Annotated in this window: 16 protein-coding genes; 1 reads left to right on the forward strand and 15 read right to left on the reverse strand. The window is 59.7% G+C overall.

Annotated features, from left to right (window positions below; translation table 11 throughout):
* Position 1: 1 nt before the first annotated feature.
* The 15 genes from USF70_RS16455 to USF70_RS16525 form a co-directional block, all read right to left on the reverse strand.
* Complete coding sequence (locus USF70_RS16455) at positions 2-580, reverse strand: DUF3261 domain-containing protein (RefSeq protein ID WP_232938851.1); 579 nt, start codon at positions 578-580, stop codon at positions 2-4.
* Positions 577-2,901 carry an MMPL family transporter gene (locus USF70_RS16460; RefSeq protein ID WP_320735818.1) on the reverse strand — a complete coding sequence of 775 codons (2,325 nt, stop codon included), beginning with the start codon at positions 2,899-2,901 and terminating at the stop codon, positions 577-579. The genes USF70_RS16455 and USF70_RS16460 overlap by 4 nt, the downstream gene beginning before the upstream one ends.
* A complete protein-coding gene (locus tag USF70_RS16465; RefSeq protein WP_320735819.1) occupies positions 2,870-3,475 on the reverse strand; it encodes an outer membrane lipoprotein carrier protein LolA in 606 nt (201 codons plus the stop codon). Before USF70_RS16465 ends, USF70_RS16460 begins: the two co-directional genes overlap by 32 nt.
* Positions 3,472-3,894 carry an acyl-CoA thioesterase gene (locus USF70_RS16470; RefSeq protein ID WP_023309526.1) on the reverse strand — a complete coding sequence of 141 codons (423 nt, stop codon included), beginning with the start codon at positions 3,892-3,894 and terminating at the stop codon, positions 3,472-3,474. Before USF70_RS16470 ends, USF70_RS16465 begins: the two co-directional genes overlap by 4 nt.
* 3 nt (positions 3,895-3,897) lie before the next feature.
* Positions 3,898-5,589, reverse strand: coding sequence for a glycosyltransferase family 2 protein (locus tag USF70_RS16475; RefSeq protein WP_320735820.1), 1,692 nt, complete (start codon positions 5,587-5,589; stop codon positions 3,898-3,900).
* On the reverse strand, positions 5,580-5,933 hold the full coding sequence (locus tag USF70_RS16480; protein ID WP_033146841.1) for a hydroxymyristoyl-ACP dehydratase: 354 nt from the start codon (positions 5,931-5,933) through the stop codon (positions 5,580-5,582). Before USF70_RS16480 ends, USF70_RS16475 begins: the two co-directional genes overlap by 10 nt.
* Entirely contained in the window at positions 5,920-7,281 is a 1,362-nt protein-coding gene (locus USF70_RS16485) for an AMP-binding protein (RefSeq protein WP_320735821.1), read from the reverse strand. Before USF70_RS16485 ends, USF70_RS16480 begins: the two co-directional genes overlap by 14 nt.
* Positions 7,274-7,861 carry a hypothetical protein gene (locus tag USF70_RS16490; protein WP_320735822.1) on the reverse strand — a complete coding sequence of 196 codons (588 nt, stop codon included), beginning with the start codon at positions 7,859-7,861 and terminating at the stop codon, positions 7,274-7,276. The genes USF70_RS16485 and USF70_RS16490 overlap by 8 nt, the downstream gene beginning before the upstream one ends.
* A gap of 6 nt (positions 7,862-7,867) precedes the next feature.
* Positions 7,868-8,119, reverse strand: coding sequence for an acyl carrier protein (locus tag USF70_RS16495; protein WP_024908875.1), 252 nt, complete (start codon positions 8,117-8,119; stop codon positions 7,868-7,870).
* Between the two features lie 10 nt (positions 8,120-8,129).
* A complete protein-coding gene (locus tag USF70_RS16500) occupies positions 8,130-8,387 on the reverse strand; it encodes a phosphopantetheine-binding protein (protein ID WP_008503081.1) in 258 nt (85 codons plus the stop codon).
* Positions 8,368-9,183, reverse strand: a complete 816-nt coding sequence (locus USF70_RS16505; RefSeq protein WP_320735823.1) for a lysophospholipid acyltransferase family protein — start codon at positions 9,181-9,183, stop codon at positions 8,368-8,370. Before USF70_RS16505 ends, USF70_RS16500 begins: the two co-directional genes overlap by 20 nt.
* The gene (locus USF70_RS16510; RefSeq protein WP_069303387.1) at positions 9,180-9,902 is read right to left on the reverse strand and encodes a beta-ketoacyl synthase chain length factor; all 723 of its coding nucleotides are present in this window, start codon (positions 9,900-9,902) and stop codon (positions 9,180-9,182) included. Before USF70_RS16510 ends, USF70_RS16505 begins: the two co-directional genes overlap by 4 nt.
* Before the next feature lie 66 nt (positions 9,903-9,968).
* Positions 9,969-11,033 carry a methyltransferase gene (locus USF70_RS16515; protein WP_033146837.1) on the reverse strand — a complete coding sequence of 355 codons (1,065 nt, stop codon included), beginning with the start codon at positions 11,031-11,033 and terminating at the stop codon, positions 9,969-9,971.
* 69 nt (positions 11,034-11,102) lie between these two features.
* Complete coding sequence (locus tag USF70_RS16520) at positions 11,103-11,492, reverse strand: hypothetical protein (protein ID WP_023309518.1); 390 nt, start codon at positions 11,490-11,492, stop codon at positions 11,103-11,105.
* Between the two features lie 337 nt (positions 11,493-11,829).
* A complete protein-coding gene (locus USF70_RS16525) occupies positions 11,830-12,879 on the reverse strand; it encodes an AI-2E family transporter (protein ID WP_032662225.1) in 1,050 nt (349 codons plus the stop codon).
* A 145-nt stretch (positions 12,880-13,024) separates the two neighbouring features.
* On the opposite strand from USF70_RS16525, the gene USF70_RS16530 reads away from it, so the two are divergent.
* The gene (locus USF70_RS16530) at positions 13,025-14,242 is read left to right on the forward strand and encodes an MFS transporter (protein ID WP_039263064.1); all 1,218 of its coding nucleotides are present in this window, start codon (positions 13,025-13,027) and stop codon (positions 14,240-14,242) included.
* Positions 14,243-14,245 lie beyond the last annotated feature (3 nt).

The following is a 14,245-nucleotide window of genomic DNA, read 5'->3' on the forward strand; positions in this document are numbered from 1 at the left end:
CTCAGTCACCCAGATATTGAATGGTGATGTGGTATTTAAAGACGTGTTGCTCGATGCTGATCGGCTCGCGCTTGCCTTTGCGCTGCAGGTAGACAATCTCCGTCACCAGCTTGCCGCTGGCGTTACGCAGCTCGCGCCGATCGCCATTGTCCGTTAACGTCCAGCCCTTCGGCAACTGCGGCTGCCAGGCGCTAATCGGCCAGTGGCTGAGCATCACGTCGGCCAGCACCTGGCTGGCGGGCGGCAGCTGCGGCACGACGATCGACTGCTCGGTATGAATACCGGTCTCATCGTACGTTGCCAGGAACAGACGAATGCCCACGGAAGAAAGCCCGGCCAGCGTCACCTTATGCGCATCCGCGTTGAGCATCACCAGCAGGGACTGCGTTTGTCCGTTAAAGCTGCCGGTCAGCAGCTGCTGGGTGCTTACCGCCGGGCTGATGCCGGGCGGCGGCAGCGTCACTCTGGTGCCCGGCTGGAGCCAGGCCTGAGGCCGCGTCTCTTTGGTATCGGTCGAATGGCTGCAGCCTGCCAGCAGCAGCGCCGCGGCCAGCGCAACGGCGCGATAAAAAGCGTTCATTTACGTTTTCTCTCTTTCTTATCCGGCATCGCCAGCGGAGCCAGCAGGAAGGCGGTAAAAATACCGCTCACCAGCACGATGCCAAAGCTGCTGATGGCCTGGGTGGCGCTGAAGACGAGCATGCCCAGCGTCAGCAGCGTGGTCATCATGGCCAGCGTAATCGCCAGCATCGAGGTCAGCGGCGTACCGCGCGGGTTGCTGAAAAACAGCGTGTAGTTAATGCCAATGCCGAGCACCAGTACCAGCGCCAGCAGTGAGAACAGATTCACCGGGTGGCCCGTTGCGGCCAGCACCGCCAGGCCGCAGCTCAGCGACAGCACGGACGGCACCAGGCTTATCAGCCCTTTACGCCAGCCGAGGCGCAGCATCGCCCCGCAGGCAATGACTGCCAGCGCGGCAAAGAGTAGCCCTGTCAGCAGCGTGCGGTAGAGGGCAAACAGGCTGTCAAAGCTGGCTTTGCGATCGACCCAGACGACGCCGTCATGGCGCGCGGCCAGTTCACCGAGGTAAGCGCTGTTTTTCGCGCCGTCCACCGGCACCAGCACGCCGCTTTCCCCGTTGGGCAGGGTCAGCCAGAGCAGACGCCAGCCTTCGCTGGCCGGGCTTTTAAGCCACGCGTCCACGCTGACCGGCATGGCGTCGAGATTCGGGGATACGGCGTTGAGCCCGGCGCTTTTCAGCACGTTAGTTACCGCAGGGGCAGCCTCGCGCAGCAGCTTCAGATCGCTTTTCTGGCGGGCCAGCGAGTTCAGCGGCAGCGTACGCCAGCGGGCGATCTCTCCAGCTTTCTGCGCCTGTGCCAGCGCCGGGGTAAAGGCTTCCAGCCGCTCCAGCGTTTGCTGAGGCGAGGCGCCATGAACCACAAACCATTTCTGATCGACGCTCTGTCCGGTCAGGGCGGTAATGGCCTTCTCCTGCGCCAGAATATTTTTCGGCAGCGCCTGCAGCTGGGCGATGTCGTCGTCCACCCTCAGGGTGCTCATCCCCACGGCGGAGAGCAGCGCCAGCGCGACGGGCAAACCCACGGACAATTTTTTATTGCGTCGCCACGCGGCCAGCCAGCGCAGCATGATAACCATCAGCGGAACCGGGCGCACCGGTAAACCCCGGCACAGCCACGGATGCCAGAAAATCACCGTCAGGCAGGAGGCGCTCAGCCCCACGGCGGCGAACACAGCCATCTGGCGGATCCCGGGGAAGGGGGCCAGCATCATAATCAGGTAGGCGGCGACGGTCGTCAGCAGCGCCAGCAGCAGCGCATTGCGTACTTTGGCCAGGCTTTGCCAGGGGGAGTGCTCCGCGCCGTGCACCATCCGTTCGGTCAGGTAGTAGAGCGTGTAGTCGGCTGAAATACCGATGATGCTCATGCTCATCACCAGCGTCATCAGGTGCAGTTCGCCAAAGAGCAGCAGCGTCACCACCGTACCCGCCAGCGCGCCGATGGCAATGGAGAGCACGCTCAGCAGCAGCGGGCGCAGAGAGCGGAACACCGCTACGATGAGCAGGAACACGCCAAGCAGGGTGGCGATGCCCAGCGTCGAGACGTCACGTTTGGCCTGCTGGCTGGCGTAATCGCTGTAGAACACGGTCCCGCGCGAAAGCAGCTGCGCCTGTGGGTAACGCGCTTTTAGCGTCTCCTGCAGCGCGTTAAGCGTCGTCACGAGCCGGTGGGTCTGCTGCATATCAAATGACGAGCCCGCCAGCTCGCCGTGCAGCAGATACCAGTAGTTTCCCGCCTCATCCTGTGTGACCAGCCAGCCGTCCATCAGCCGCAGCTTCTGGCCGTTTTGCGCCAGAGCGAGCTGCGAGCCGCGCATCAGCATCAGGGGATCGTTTTGCAGCTCTTTGCCGCTGACGCCGGAAAAGGCCGAATAGAGCTGAGATAAAATCCACTGCGCCTGCGCTTCTCCGCCGTTTTGCAGGCGGGCGCGGGTGGCGGGATCGATCAGGCCATTTCGGTGCTGCCAGAAGAACTCTCCCCAGGCCTTTTGCCCGGCGGCGTCCATCGGGCCTTTGACCTCGCTGAGCGAATCGCTGCTTTGCAGCAACGCCAGCCACTGCTGCGCCACGCGCGGATCGGGCTCTTTGCCGGGGCTGACCTGCCAGACCAGCTGGCGGTCGAGACGCTGCATAAACCCGTCGTTGAGCGCCGGCGGGATCGCCCCCAGCGTCTGCTTCGGCAGCATGGCCAGCACGCTGCTGTTCAGACGCGCGCCGGGCAGAAGCGACAGCAGCACGCCCAGCAGAATCAGGCATAGCGTGGCCCACAGCAGCGCCGGGCGCAGGGATTTACGGTGCGGCAAAGCGTTGGCGTTCGTCATCGGTCAGGCTGGCGGGCGTCAGTTGGTGGCGTGAAAGGGCGATATCGGTACGGTCGCCCTGTTTATCGTTGAGGCGAATCGTCTCCAGATAGGTCGCGCCGCCCAGATCGAGGGTGGCGAAAATCTTGTCCAGCGGCGTCGTTTTTGGCGTAAGCACCAGCGACCAGCGGCCGGCGCCCAGGTCTTTAAAATCGATGCGGAAGTTCTCTTCAAGCACCCTGCGGTCGGCCTGGAACAGGGCCCGCAGAAGATGGTTGAACTGGAACATCTGCGGATTATTGTCGGCGGTGACGGTCTGCGGCGGCTGGCCGTTAATGGCCTGAACCATCCGCATGTCGTCCAGCAGGAGCGTCATCGGAAACGGCGCTTTTTGATCCCACAGCAGGCCGCTGTCGCGGGCGATCAGCATCTCGCCCTGCGAGCGCAGCGGCTGCGGCATATCTTTTATGGTGCGAACCTGCTCGAAGTGCGCGCGCACGACGGGCTGCCCGGTGAAGCGCTGCTGCAGTTCATCCAGCGTCACGGCGCTGACCAGCGGGCTGACAAGCAGCGCCAGTAAAGACAACCATTTCATGGCGTCACTCCCATTCGTTCAAACAGTATTGCCGGGCTCACAAAGCACATTTCGCGGGTGGCTTCTTCCACCGCTACCTGGATGGTGTAGCCGGTGGTGGTGCGTTTGCCGGTCTGCGCATCGAAAATTTGATAGGCAATGCGCAGGCGGTTTTCATACTCTTCAACGTGCGCGCGGACGCGAATACGTTGCTCAAAGGTCACCGCATCGCGGTATTTCACCCGGGTATCAACGACGGGCCAGACGTAGCCGGAGGCCTTCATCTGGCGATAGCCATAGTCAAACTGATTGAGCAGCGCCTCGCGGGCGATCTCAAAGTAGCGGAAATAGTTACCGTGCCAGACCACGCCCATCATATCGACGTCGTGGAACGGAACGGTGATCTCAACTTCAGTCGTAAAGCGGGGATCGGTCAGCACCCTTTACTCCTTCTCTCTGGACTCTGGCAGATGCCAGAAGTCGAAAAAATTAAACCAGTCGAGCGGCGACAGGAGGGCGTAATGCTCCAGCCGCTGCGCGTAGCGATCGACGGTCTCCTGCAGCGCCTGCTGGCGTTCGCCGCGCGGCAGGCGCAGCGGGTCGGCAAACGGTTCGCTGTGCAGGACGAGCTTACCCTGCTGGCGCAGGGCAAAAATCAGCACCACCGGGCAGCGCAGGATGGAGGCCAGGATAAACGGCCCCTGTGGGAATGGCGCTGGCTGGCCCATGAACGGGCTCCAGATCACCCGCCACTCGCCGCCACGCTGCGGATTCACCGCGATGCGATCGCCCACAATCGCGACCCATTCTCCCCGCTCAAGCTTCTCTTTGATGGCAATCGCGGTGTCCGGGCCGATGTCGGTAACCGACATCAAATTCACGCCCGCCTGGGGCGCCATTTCGCTCATGATTTGCTTAAAGCGCCGGGCGTTTTCGCTGAAGACCAGGGCGGTGATAGTTTTGCTGCCGTCCAGCTGGGCCAGCGCACGGCAGGCCTCTACGTCGCCAAGATGCGAGGCCAGCAGCAGCTTGCCCTGCGGCGCCGCGATATTAAGCGTTTCGCTCGCGCCGGGGGCAAAGACCACGTCGCGATCAAACTGCAGCTCACCGCGCCAGCTGGCGACTTTATCCAGCATCGCGTTGCCGAAGCGCATGAAATGGAAAAAGCTGTTGAGCCGCGGGGGAACGGGCATGTTCCGCTGACGCAGTTCTTGCTTCACTCTCCCAATCCACTGCCGCGAGGCCAGCCGCGCCGGACGTGCGATAAGCCAGTACACGCCTATCACCGGCCACAGCAGCACGGTAAAGGCCCGGCGGCCCATCAGCTTCCAGACGCGCAGCATCAGGCGCATGCCCCACAGGCCCTTGACCTCGTCCTGCTGCGCCCAGTGCTGGCGGCGTCGACGGAAAAGCAGGCCGGGCATGCGGGGCAGCATGCCGAAGAACAGCCGGGTATGCATCAGGGAGATCCGCACGTTATCTTTTAACGCGTCGAAGTGGGACAACCCGTCCTGCGGGTAGGTAACGCGGGTGGGCAGAAAGACGCTGGCGTTGCCCTGCCAGTAGAGACGGACCATCACTTCGGTGTCAAAGTCCATCCGTTTGCCGAGCGTTTCACGCGCTGCCAGGCGCAGCGTGGGCGAGACCGGGTAGACCCGAAAGCCGCACATGCTGTCTTTAAGCTGCAGAGATAAGGTCTCAATCCACACCCAGACGTGGGTCACCCAGCGCCCGTAGAGCCGCGAGCGCGGAATGGAATCATCATAAATGGGCTGGCCGGAGATCAGCGCGTCCGGGTGGCGCTCCGCCAGCGCCAGCAGTTTGGGAATATCTTCGATGGCGTGTTGACCGTCCGCGTCCACCTGCACGGCGTGGGTATAGCCCGCGCGCGCGCACTCCTCCAGCCCCCTGATGACCGCGGCACCTTTTCCGGCGTTTTGCGCCAGGCGGACCAGCGTTACCTGCGGCTGCTCCGCCGCCAGGCGCTCGAGCTCCTGACGGGTGCTCGCTTCGCTGCCGTCATCCACCACCAGGCACGGCAGGCCGAACGGTGCCAGACGCGACAGCACGCGGGCGATCATGGCGCCGTGGTTGTAGCACGGGATCAGCACGCAGGGGCGGAAGGTTACTGACATAGCCGAATTTTCCCGCTGCTGGCGGTATGGCGCTCCGCCCCGGCGTGACGCTGGTAGCTGAAGGTCAGCATCTGACGTTCGGCATGCCACTCAAGCACCAGCGTCACCGTGGTTTCCGGCAGCAGAGGCGCCTGGAACTTCACGTTTTGAATGCTGTGAAAGCGGTAGCCCGGCGCCAGTAACGTCGTGGCGTAGTGCATCACCCAGTCAAGCTGCGCAACGCCGGGCAGCAGAGGCTGTACGGCAAAATGGCCCTGAAACCAGAACAGCGCCGCGTCGAGATGCAAAATGATTTCCAGCTTCTCCGGCTGTGTCTGGTGGCGCTCAATTTCATGAATTTTCATGAAATAACTCCTCTAGCTGCGCATAGACACGCTTGTTCATACTGTTTACCGGCATTTCATCGACAATGCGCCAGTAGCGCGGAACGGCGACCGGCTCAAGCCACGGCAGCAGGGCGCGACGCCAGGCGAACTCCTGCGCTTTTTTATCCTGCATATAGCCGCGCTGGCGAACCGCTTCGTCCAGCACCAGCAGTGCGCCAATCCCCTGACGGCCTCCGCGCGTGACCGGTAGTGCCGCCGCTTCGCAAATGCCGTCGAGCTCCAGCAGGCGACGTTCGATCTCGTTAAGCGAGATGCGCTTTTCTTCAATTTTGACCACCCGCCCGCGACGACCGGCGATGCTGAATAGCCCCTCGCTGTCGAAGTGCAGGATATCGTCCAGCTCAAGCCCTTCAGCCTCGTGGATCAGTGGTGACGTGACGCGACAGGCGTCATCTTCCTGATGGAAGATAACGCCGGGGAAGGCAAGCCACGGGACGTTATCCTGCTGGCGATGGCGCCAGGCGAGGATCCCGGTTTCGGTGCTGCCATAAATTTCATCCGGGCAGATGTTAAGCCAGCCAGCGGTGGTGGAAACGTCACACCACGGCAGCATTCCGCCTGCTGAAATCAGCATTCTGACGGGCGGCGCGGGCAGCTCCGTATCCAGGCGCTTCAGGAACGCCGGGCTGCTGATGAACAGGTAATGCCGGTCATGAGGAAGGGCGGCCAGCTGCTCGGCGTAGTAGAGCATCGCGGCATGCAGCGGCAGGCCCAGCGCCATCGGCAAGACGATGCGGAATGTCAGGCCGTACAGATGTTGCGGTACGACCGAGGCGACAATGCTACAGCCGGTCAGCCGCTCGCCGAAGCGGTCAGCCAGCAGACGGGCTTCGCGATCCAGGCTGACGATGTGCTTTATCACCCGGCGCGGGGTACCCGTTGAGCCGGAGGTGAACAGTTCAACGAAGCGGCTTTCGTCAATGGCCGGCAGGGGCGCCCAGCGGCGAGCGGTCTGATGGCTGGAGGCCACCACAATCAGCTTGCCATGGAAATCGAGAGAGCGATCGCTCAGAACGCCGCTAAACAACGCCTGCTGTTCTTCAAGCTGCGAGACGCGGCTATGGCCGGGGATGACCGGCGTTTTACCGGCGTGCAGCGAGGCCAGCAGCGCAACGATAAACAGGTAGCTGTTTTCAAAGCACAGCGCCCAGCGCTCGCCTTCCTGCTGATGCAGAGTGTCGACCAGCAAGGTCACGTCGTGGCGCAGCTGGCCAAGCGTCCAGGTGCGATCGTCAAGCCAGGCAACGGGCATGTCGTCAGGGCGGGGCGCGTTTAACCACTGGCCCAGCGGAAGGGGGTTAGTCATTGTGCATCTCTTTTTTTATCACCCGCTGGCGCACCAGCCACTCGGTCGCCATCAGCGTTCCCATCAGGATGTAGGCCACCATACCGTTCCACAGCGTCCACAGATGCATGTCGCCGTGGAGCACGGTGAACAGCGCCATCGCGCCGTTTCCGATGAAAAAGCCGCACCAGACGAGGGTCACCTTGCGGGTATAGCGCACGCCCTCCGGGGGCAGGTTTGGCTCGCGCAGGCGCGCCAGCCGTTCGACCAGCGGCATCGCGTTCCACAGTGAACCGCCGAACACGGCCAGCATCACAAGGTTGACGACCACCGGGTAGAACAGCAGCCACTGGTGGGTTTTCAGCAGGTAGCTTGCCGCGCAGAGCGCGATGCCCGCGAGCGCCACGCACTGCACCACATACCGCATCGGGCCAGCGTTCCGCCGCGCCTGGCGCAGCCGCAGCAGCAATACCAGCGCCATCACCGGCAACAGCCACTGCAGGCTGTTGTGCGTTAGCCCAAATCCAATCAGGAAGGGCCACGCCAGCAGCATCAGCCCCGTCAGCAGTGGGATGACCGGGAACGTCCGTCCACCACGCACGACGTCTTACTCTTCGCGCAGAAGCTGTTCGACGGCGTCTACCACATCCTGAACGGTACGAACCGACTTGAAGGTTTCCGGCTTGATTTTCTTGCCCGTTTTCTTCTGCAGATGAACAATCATGTCCACCGCATCAATGCTGTCCAGCTCCAGGTCTTCGTAAAGACGGGCTTCGGGCGTAATGTCCTGTGGGTCGATTTCAAAGAGCTTGGTCAGAAGGCCGCAGACTTCCTGATAAATGGTTTCTTGTTCAGTCATTGTTCACATCTCAGGCGCGTTGAGCGTTGATAAAGGACGCCAGCGTGGCGACGGAAAAGAAGTGCTGGCGCATCTCTTCGCTTTCGGCAGAAAGCACCACGCCATACTGGTTTTTCACGGCCAGACCCAGTTCCAGCGCGTCAATGGAGTCCAGACCCAGCCCATCGCCAAACAGCGCGGCATCGGTATCAATATCCTCTGCGGTAAGCTCGTCCAGATTCAGCGTGGTGATTATGAGATTCTTAATTTCAAGATAAAGCGCTTGCATCATTAATTCCTGACAAAGATTGAAGGCCTGATGTTAATCGATGCTGCAGATGCCGGTTTAACTGCCTTGCCGCCAGCGCCGGTTCTTGTTCATTTGCATCGTAAAATTCGTCGATGTTCACGCGGTCGCGGACATCCACGGTGAAAACAGGTTTTTCTGGCGGTACATCATACCAGTGACTTTTTTTATCCAGCAGGTGTTCGCTACAGTGGATCAGCACCACCCGCAGATCGCTGTTACAGCGCACGGCGATATTTGCCGCGCCGCGCTGGAGGGAGATAGCCTCGCCAAACCGGGTACGCGTGCCTTCCGGGAAGATTAACAGCGTGTCGCCCTGAGCCAGACGCTGCTGGCTGGCCGCGAGCAGGGGCTCGGCTTCGCTGTTAATCAGATAATCCGCCGCGCGGATAACGCCGCTGACAAAGGGATTGCGCAGCAGCGCGCTTTTCACCAGGCAGTCGGTTTCGGGCATCACCGACGCCAGAATCACGTAGTCAATTAACGTGGGGTGGTTAGCCACCACCAGACAACCCCGATCGCTGCGCAGCGCGTCAAGATTGTGAATGCGATAGTCCAGTACGCCGAGGCCGCGCGCAACGGTCAGGAAGAAGCGGAAGCTGGCCGCAATGCTGCGACGCGCCAGGCGGCGACGGCTGGCGCGGTCGCGCTGGACGATCAGCAGCAGGTTGAACCAGACCAGCGACAGCATCAGCCCGCCCACGCCAAACAGCGCGAAGCAGAAGCCGGTCATCACCAGACGCCATAACCAGTTGATACGGGCAGCCAGGCGGTTCATGCTCGCGTCCATTGCCACAGCAAACGTTCGCCGGGCACCGCAAACTGACGTTCCTCGCTGAGATAGCGCTGCAGGAACATCAGGCTTTGCGGCAGGGCGGGTTCTTCACCCGTGCTGCCGCTGCGGGTTTCACACTGCAATCCGTTGCCGGATTCAATCACCAGCGCCAGCGCGTAGGGCCAGGTGGGCATCTGCGGCGGTAGCGCCGGATGGTAAAATTCCGGCAGCGCGCCGTCAAAATCGACCAGCAGGACGCGGGAATAGCCCGCATGCAGCAGGCTCAGCACTTCACATAGGGCCTGCTGGAAGGTGTCCAGCCCGGCAGAAATGGATGACGAGACGATGGCCTGGCGTGCGGTGATCGTGAGATTGCCCACCGCGGAATTGTGCACGGACATCGCGAAGTCGGTGGGTGAAACGGACTGCCCGGTCGCCAGAGCATGCAGAATACGGTAGTTGCGCTCCAGCTCGCCGTGGCGGCTGGAATAGACGACGGCATCAATGGCGTGGTTTTGCAGCATGGCCAGACCAATATCCACCGCCAGCTTACTGCCTGAATTGAGGCGGCGCGCGGTCATCATGGGTAAAGCGGTCAGGCGGGGAAGCGGGGCCGCTGGGTCAACGGCCAGCTGCAGGCGCGACCATGCCTGCCACTCTGTGGCATCGCTGAGTCCTGGCGCTCTCGCCTGCCAGTCGATAATGTTCAGTGAAAATTTCATCTACGCGCGTCCGCGAAAAAAACCGTATTCAAAGGGCAGACTGGGCCACCCGGCAGCTAAGCTGCTCTATTGTTCACGTTTGGTGCATATCAGCAGGGTATGACCGACCCCAAGGTTGTCCAGCCGCTGTTCAACGCTGAAACCTGCGCTCTCCAGGTAGCGATAGAACTTCTCTACGCTGTAAAACCGGCTATTGCCATTCGCCATACAGGTGAAATAGAGCGAGGTGGCATTCAGGCTGAAAGAGGCTGCTTCAAATTTCTGAGCATCCCAGAAAAGCTCCATGATGCACAAACGTGCGCCTGGCTTCATGGCCTGTGCGACGCGCGTCAGCATGGCGACAATCTGATCCGGAGAGAAACAATCCAGGAACTGGCTCATCCACCAGACGTCGGCGTCACCCGGCAATGTTGCTGGGCTAAGCATATCGACAGCATGGAATGCAATACGATGAGAAAAACCTGCTTTTGCGATGTTTTCCTGCGCCAGCGCTATCTGCTGCGGCAGATCGAGGATCGTCACGGCAACATTTTCGTCATAGCGGCAGCAGCGTAACGACCATTTACCCGTATTTCCGCCCACATCGTACAAGTTTGTCGGCGAGCTTGCGAATATATATGGCAACGCAGCGTCAAAAGCGGCGTCAGAATAGTAATGATCGAAGGCGAACCAGCTCTCTTTCGCCGGAGCAGGTAATTGGGATAACGCCGGGTAGATGGTTGGCCAGTTGCCAAACACGGCTAATCCGGCAGGTTTTTCCTCCTGCAGGGCGTCCGCCAGGTGAAATAGCCCCTGATAACAAACGTCCTGGGTGAAATCCATATTTACGCGGGTCATTTCGTCGTGCAGTAAAAAATGGCCCACTTTCGCCAGGAAATAACGTCCATTCTGTTGGGTAACAATTCGACCGCTTAATCCCATATCCAGCAGTACGCTGACGCCATAGCTGCCGAGCGTGCTGTGTTCGGTTATTTCGTCGAGGCTTGCCCCCGCTTTACCTTGTTTATCGAGCCAGGCGAGAACGCCTGAGTTACGCAGACAAAGCGCAGTCTGGAATAACATCGGGGCAAAGGCGATGCGTTGCGCTTCGGTAATGGCATCCAGTGCGCTGAGTGTGTCCTTTTCGTACATTCCTGCGTAACCTTTGAGGCTAATAAAAAGAGGTTATCGGGCCATACGCGGCCCGACTTTAGAAAAATATTACAGCGCGGCGCCAGCGGAGAGGTTCAGCTGAATATCGTGGTCGAGGTTATTTACCCAGCGGTTATAATTTTTGTGAATTTTACCGTCTGCCGCTTTCAGGTTAAGGCTGTTTTCATAGTTGATTGAATAGCTTGTGGCCGTGTACGGAATACTTACCTGGACGGAGTGATCGCGTGACTGCAGACGCCCCTTAATCATTCCCGGGCCGGTTTCCGTCATGATCCAGTCGCGTTTTTGGCCTGCTTTCAAAATTGCCGTTTTTACCTGATCGGCAGTATGGCCCGCGCTTACAATAGAGTGAACCTGAGCAATTGGGGCGGTGCGCGCACAGCCTGCCAGTGCGCCAACGAATACGGCAGCAGCACACCATTTAACGATCTTTTTCATCAACAACTCCATATCAATAATAACAATTAAAGGTAGTGTTTTTTACAAATAATATTCATCCGGCTTTTTGTTATCGCTGGGTGTATTTTTTAATCAATATTAATGTTTACATTACGTTGACGCGAAGACGGGCATAATAACATGGAAAATAAATAAGAATTTCATTTTTTATAATTTGCGTTAAATCATGAGTTGCGTTTCAACGTAATGCGCGCGGCGTAATTAAAAACAGAATGAGTATCGCCTTAACGCAAATAAAAATACCGCGACGGATTAGGGACGCGGTAATTTACGGTGTATTACTGACGGTTTAAACCTACCTGTACAGGTAGGTCGGTTAGCCGGGTAACCGGCTTTTCGGCCTTCCCGGCCCGAGCAGGATCGCCAGCTTGCTGCCGCCTTTGGTGGTCTCCATCCAGATTTTACATACGCTGGTTAGAGGAACCGACAGCAGCATACCGACCGGGCCCAGCAGCCATCCCCAAACCAGTAAGGATAAAAACACCACCAGCGTCGACATGCCCAGACGGTGTCCCATCATGCGCGGTTCAAGAATATTGCCCAGCACCATATGCACGACGAGGAACAGCGCGCCGACCAGCATGCATTCGTAGAAGCCGTTAAACAGAAACGCCTGAATCATCGGCGGCACGGCGGAAAGCACCGCGCCAATATTGGGCACGTAGTTCAGCAGAAAGGCCAGCACGCCCCACATCAGCGCGAACTGCACGTCCATCAGCATCAGCCCCAGCCAGACAATCACCCCGGTCCAGACGCTCAGGAGCGTTTTCAGCGCCAGATATTTGGAGACGCCCTTCAGGGCCCGGTGTAACCCGGCAATGTGAATTTGCGGATTGTTCAGCGCAAAGCGCAGCTTATAGGGGACGTGGCGAACTTCGAACAGCATAAACACAACGGTCATGACCAGCAGCAGAATGCTGGCCATCGCGCCGGAAAGCCCCGTCATCAAGGTGGTGGCGTAGGTCATGACCTTCTCGGAGTCCATCCTGCGCAGCATCCGTTCGGGTGAGATATGCAGATTGAGGAATGGCACCATCTCCTGCAGCGCGACAATTTTACGCGTCAGCTCTTTGTTGTACTGCGGCAGCATGGTGGAGAATTCGCTCAGCGATGCCGCCAGCACGCCGAAGAGCGCCGTCAGGCCAATCAGCATGACAATAACCACGATGGTGATGGCTACCGGACGGCTGACGCCCCGGCGTAAAAACCAGGTGACCAGAGGATTAAGCACGATGGCAAAAAAGAGCGCCAGCAGGAGCTGAACAATAATGTCAGCGGCAGCATGGATACCCGCAAGGATAACCACCAGACAGGCGAGTTTTAATAAGATGTGGAGTCCTGCTTTGTCGGACGGGTTAGCGATCATGCGTGTTCCTTAATATGATGACCCGATAAGTGTAGTGCCCGGGCTTCGCTTCGTCTGGCACCGTTAATCTGAAAGTCGGGGCTGATTTTCTTATTGCGCCGTGGTAATAGTGAAACACTGTTGTAAAAAATCCAGGTAGAACCCCATGCCCGAACCTGCCGCTGAACCGGCACTGAGCGGACTGCGCCTCAATCTGCGCATCGTTTCCGTTGTTATTTTCAACTTTGCCAGCTATCTGACCATTGGCCTGCCGCTGGCGGTCCTGCCGGGCTATGTCCATGACGTGATGGGCTTCAGCGCCTTCTGGGCGGGGCTGGTGATTAGCCTGCAATATTTCGCCACGCTCCTCAGCCGCCCGCATGCCGGGCGCTACGCGGACGCGTTCGGTCCAAAAAGCATCGTGGTGGTCGGGTTGTGCGGCTGTTTCCTGAGCGGCCTGAGCTACCTGCTGGCTGCCGCAACCGGCCACTGGCCGCTGGTCAGCCTGGCGCTGCTCTGCCTGGGCCGCGTTATTCTTGGCATCGGGCAAAGTCTGGCGGGAACCGGCTCGACGCTGTGGGGCGTGGGTGTGGTAGGCGCGCCGCACATTGGCCGGGTGATCTCCTGGAACGGGATTGTCACCTACGGTGCGATGGCGCTCGGAGCGCCGCTCGGCGTGGCCTGCTATGCGCTTGGCGGGCTGTATGGGCTTTCCATCACCATTATGGCGGTCGCGCTGCTGGCAATCCTCTTTGCGCTGCCGCGTCCGAAAGTGAAGGCCAGCAAGGGCAAGCCGCTGCCGTTTCGGGCGGTGCTGGGGCGCGTCTGGCCGTACGGTATGGCCCTGGCGCTGGCGACCACCGGCTTCGGCGTGATTGCGACCTTCATTACCCTGTTCTACGACGCCAAAGGCTGGGACGGCGCAGCCTTTGCGTTAACCCTGTTTAGCTGTGCGTTTGTTGGCGCCCGCCTGCTTTTCCCTAACGGCATCAACCGCCTTGGCGGGCTGAATGTGGCGATGATCTGCTTTGCGATAGAGATTGTCGGGCTGCTGCTGACCGGAATTGCGATGGTGCCCTGGGTCGCGAAAGTGGGTGTGTTCCTCGCGGGGGCAGGCTTTTCCCTGGTCTTCCCGGCGCTGGGCGTGGTGGCGGTAAAAGCCGTGCCGCAGCAGAATCAGGGGGCGGCGCTGGCGACCTATACGGTGTTTATGGATATGTCTTTAGGCATTACCGGCCCGCTGGCGGGGCTGGTGATGGCCTGGGCAGGGGTTCCGGTGATCTATCTTGCCGCGGCGGGTCTGGTGGTGATTGCGCTGCTGCTGACGTGGCGGCTAAAAAAATGGCCCCCGGTGCAGGCACCGGAGGCCACGTCATCGTCGTGAAGC

Source organism: Enterobacter sp. 237C8 (assembly GCF_034106865.1).
GTDB lineage: Bacteria > Pseudomonadota > Gammaproteobacteria > Enterobacterales > Enterobacteriaceae > Enterobacter > Enterobacter asburiae_B.

Coding starts and splice junctions, on each gene's coding strand:
- USF70_RS16455 (WP_232938851.1), bottom strand. CDS start 580: ATGAACGCTTTTTATCGCGCCGTTGCGCTGGCCGCGGCGCTGCTGCTG.
- USF70_RS16460 (WP_320735818.1), bottom strand. CDS start 2,901: ATGACGAACGCCAACGCTTTGCCGCACCGTAAATCCCTGCGCCCGGCG.
- USF70_RS16465 (WP_320735819.1), bottom strand. CDS start 3,475: ATGAAATGGTTGTCTTTACTGGCGCTGCTTGTCAGCCCGCTGGTCAGC.
- USF70_RS16475 (WP_320735820.1), bottom strand. CDS start 5,589: ATGTCAGTAACCTTCCGCCCCTGCGTGCTGATCCCGTGCTACAACCAC.
- USF70_RS16480 (WP_033146841.1), bottom strand. CDS start 5,933: ATGAAAATTCATGAAATTGAGCGCCACCAGACACAGCCGGAGAAGCTG.
- USF70_RS16485 (WP_320735821.1), bottom strand. CDS start 7,281: ATGACTAACCCCCTTCCGCTGGGCCAGTGGTTAAACGCGCCCCGCCCT.
- USF70_RS16495 (WP_024908875.1), bottom strand. CDS start 8,119: ATGACTGAACAAGAAACCATTTATCAGGAAGTCTGCGGCCTTCTGACC.
- USF70_RS16500 (WP_008503081.1), bottom strand. CDS start 8,387: ATGCAAGCGCTTTATCTTGAAATTAAGAATCTCATAATCACCACGCTG.
- USF70_RS16505 (WP_320735823.1), bottom strand. CDS start 9,183: ATGAACCGCCTGGCTGCCCGTATCAACTGGTTATGGCGTCTGGTGATG.
- USF70_RS16510 (WP_069303387.1), bottom strand. CDS start 9,902: ATGAAATTTTCACTGAACATTATCGACTGGCAGGCGAGAGCGCCAGGA.
- USF70_RS16515 (WP_033146837.1), bottom strand. CDS start 11,033: ATGTACGAAAAGGACACACTCAGCGCACTGGATGCCATTACCGAAGCG.
- USF70_RS16520 (WP_023309518.1), bottom strand. CDS start 11,492: ATGAAAAAGATCGTTAAATGGTGTGCTGCTGCCGTATTCGTTGGCGCA.
- USF70_RS16525 (WP_032662225.1), bottom strand. CDS start 12,879: ATGATCGCTAACCCGTCCGACAAAGCAGGACTCCACATCTTATTAAAA.
- USF70_RS16530 (WP_039263064.1), top strand. CDS start 13,025: ATGCCCGAACCTGCCGCTGAACCGGCACTGAGCGGACTGCGCCTCAAT.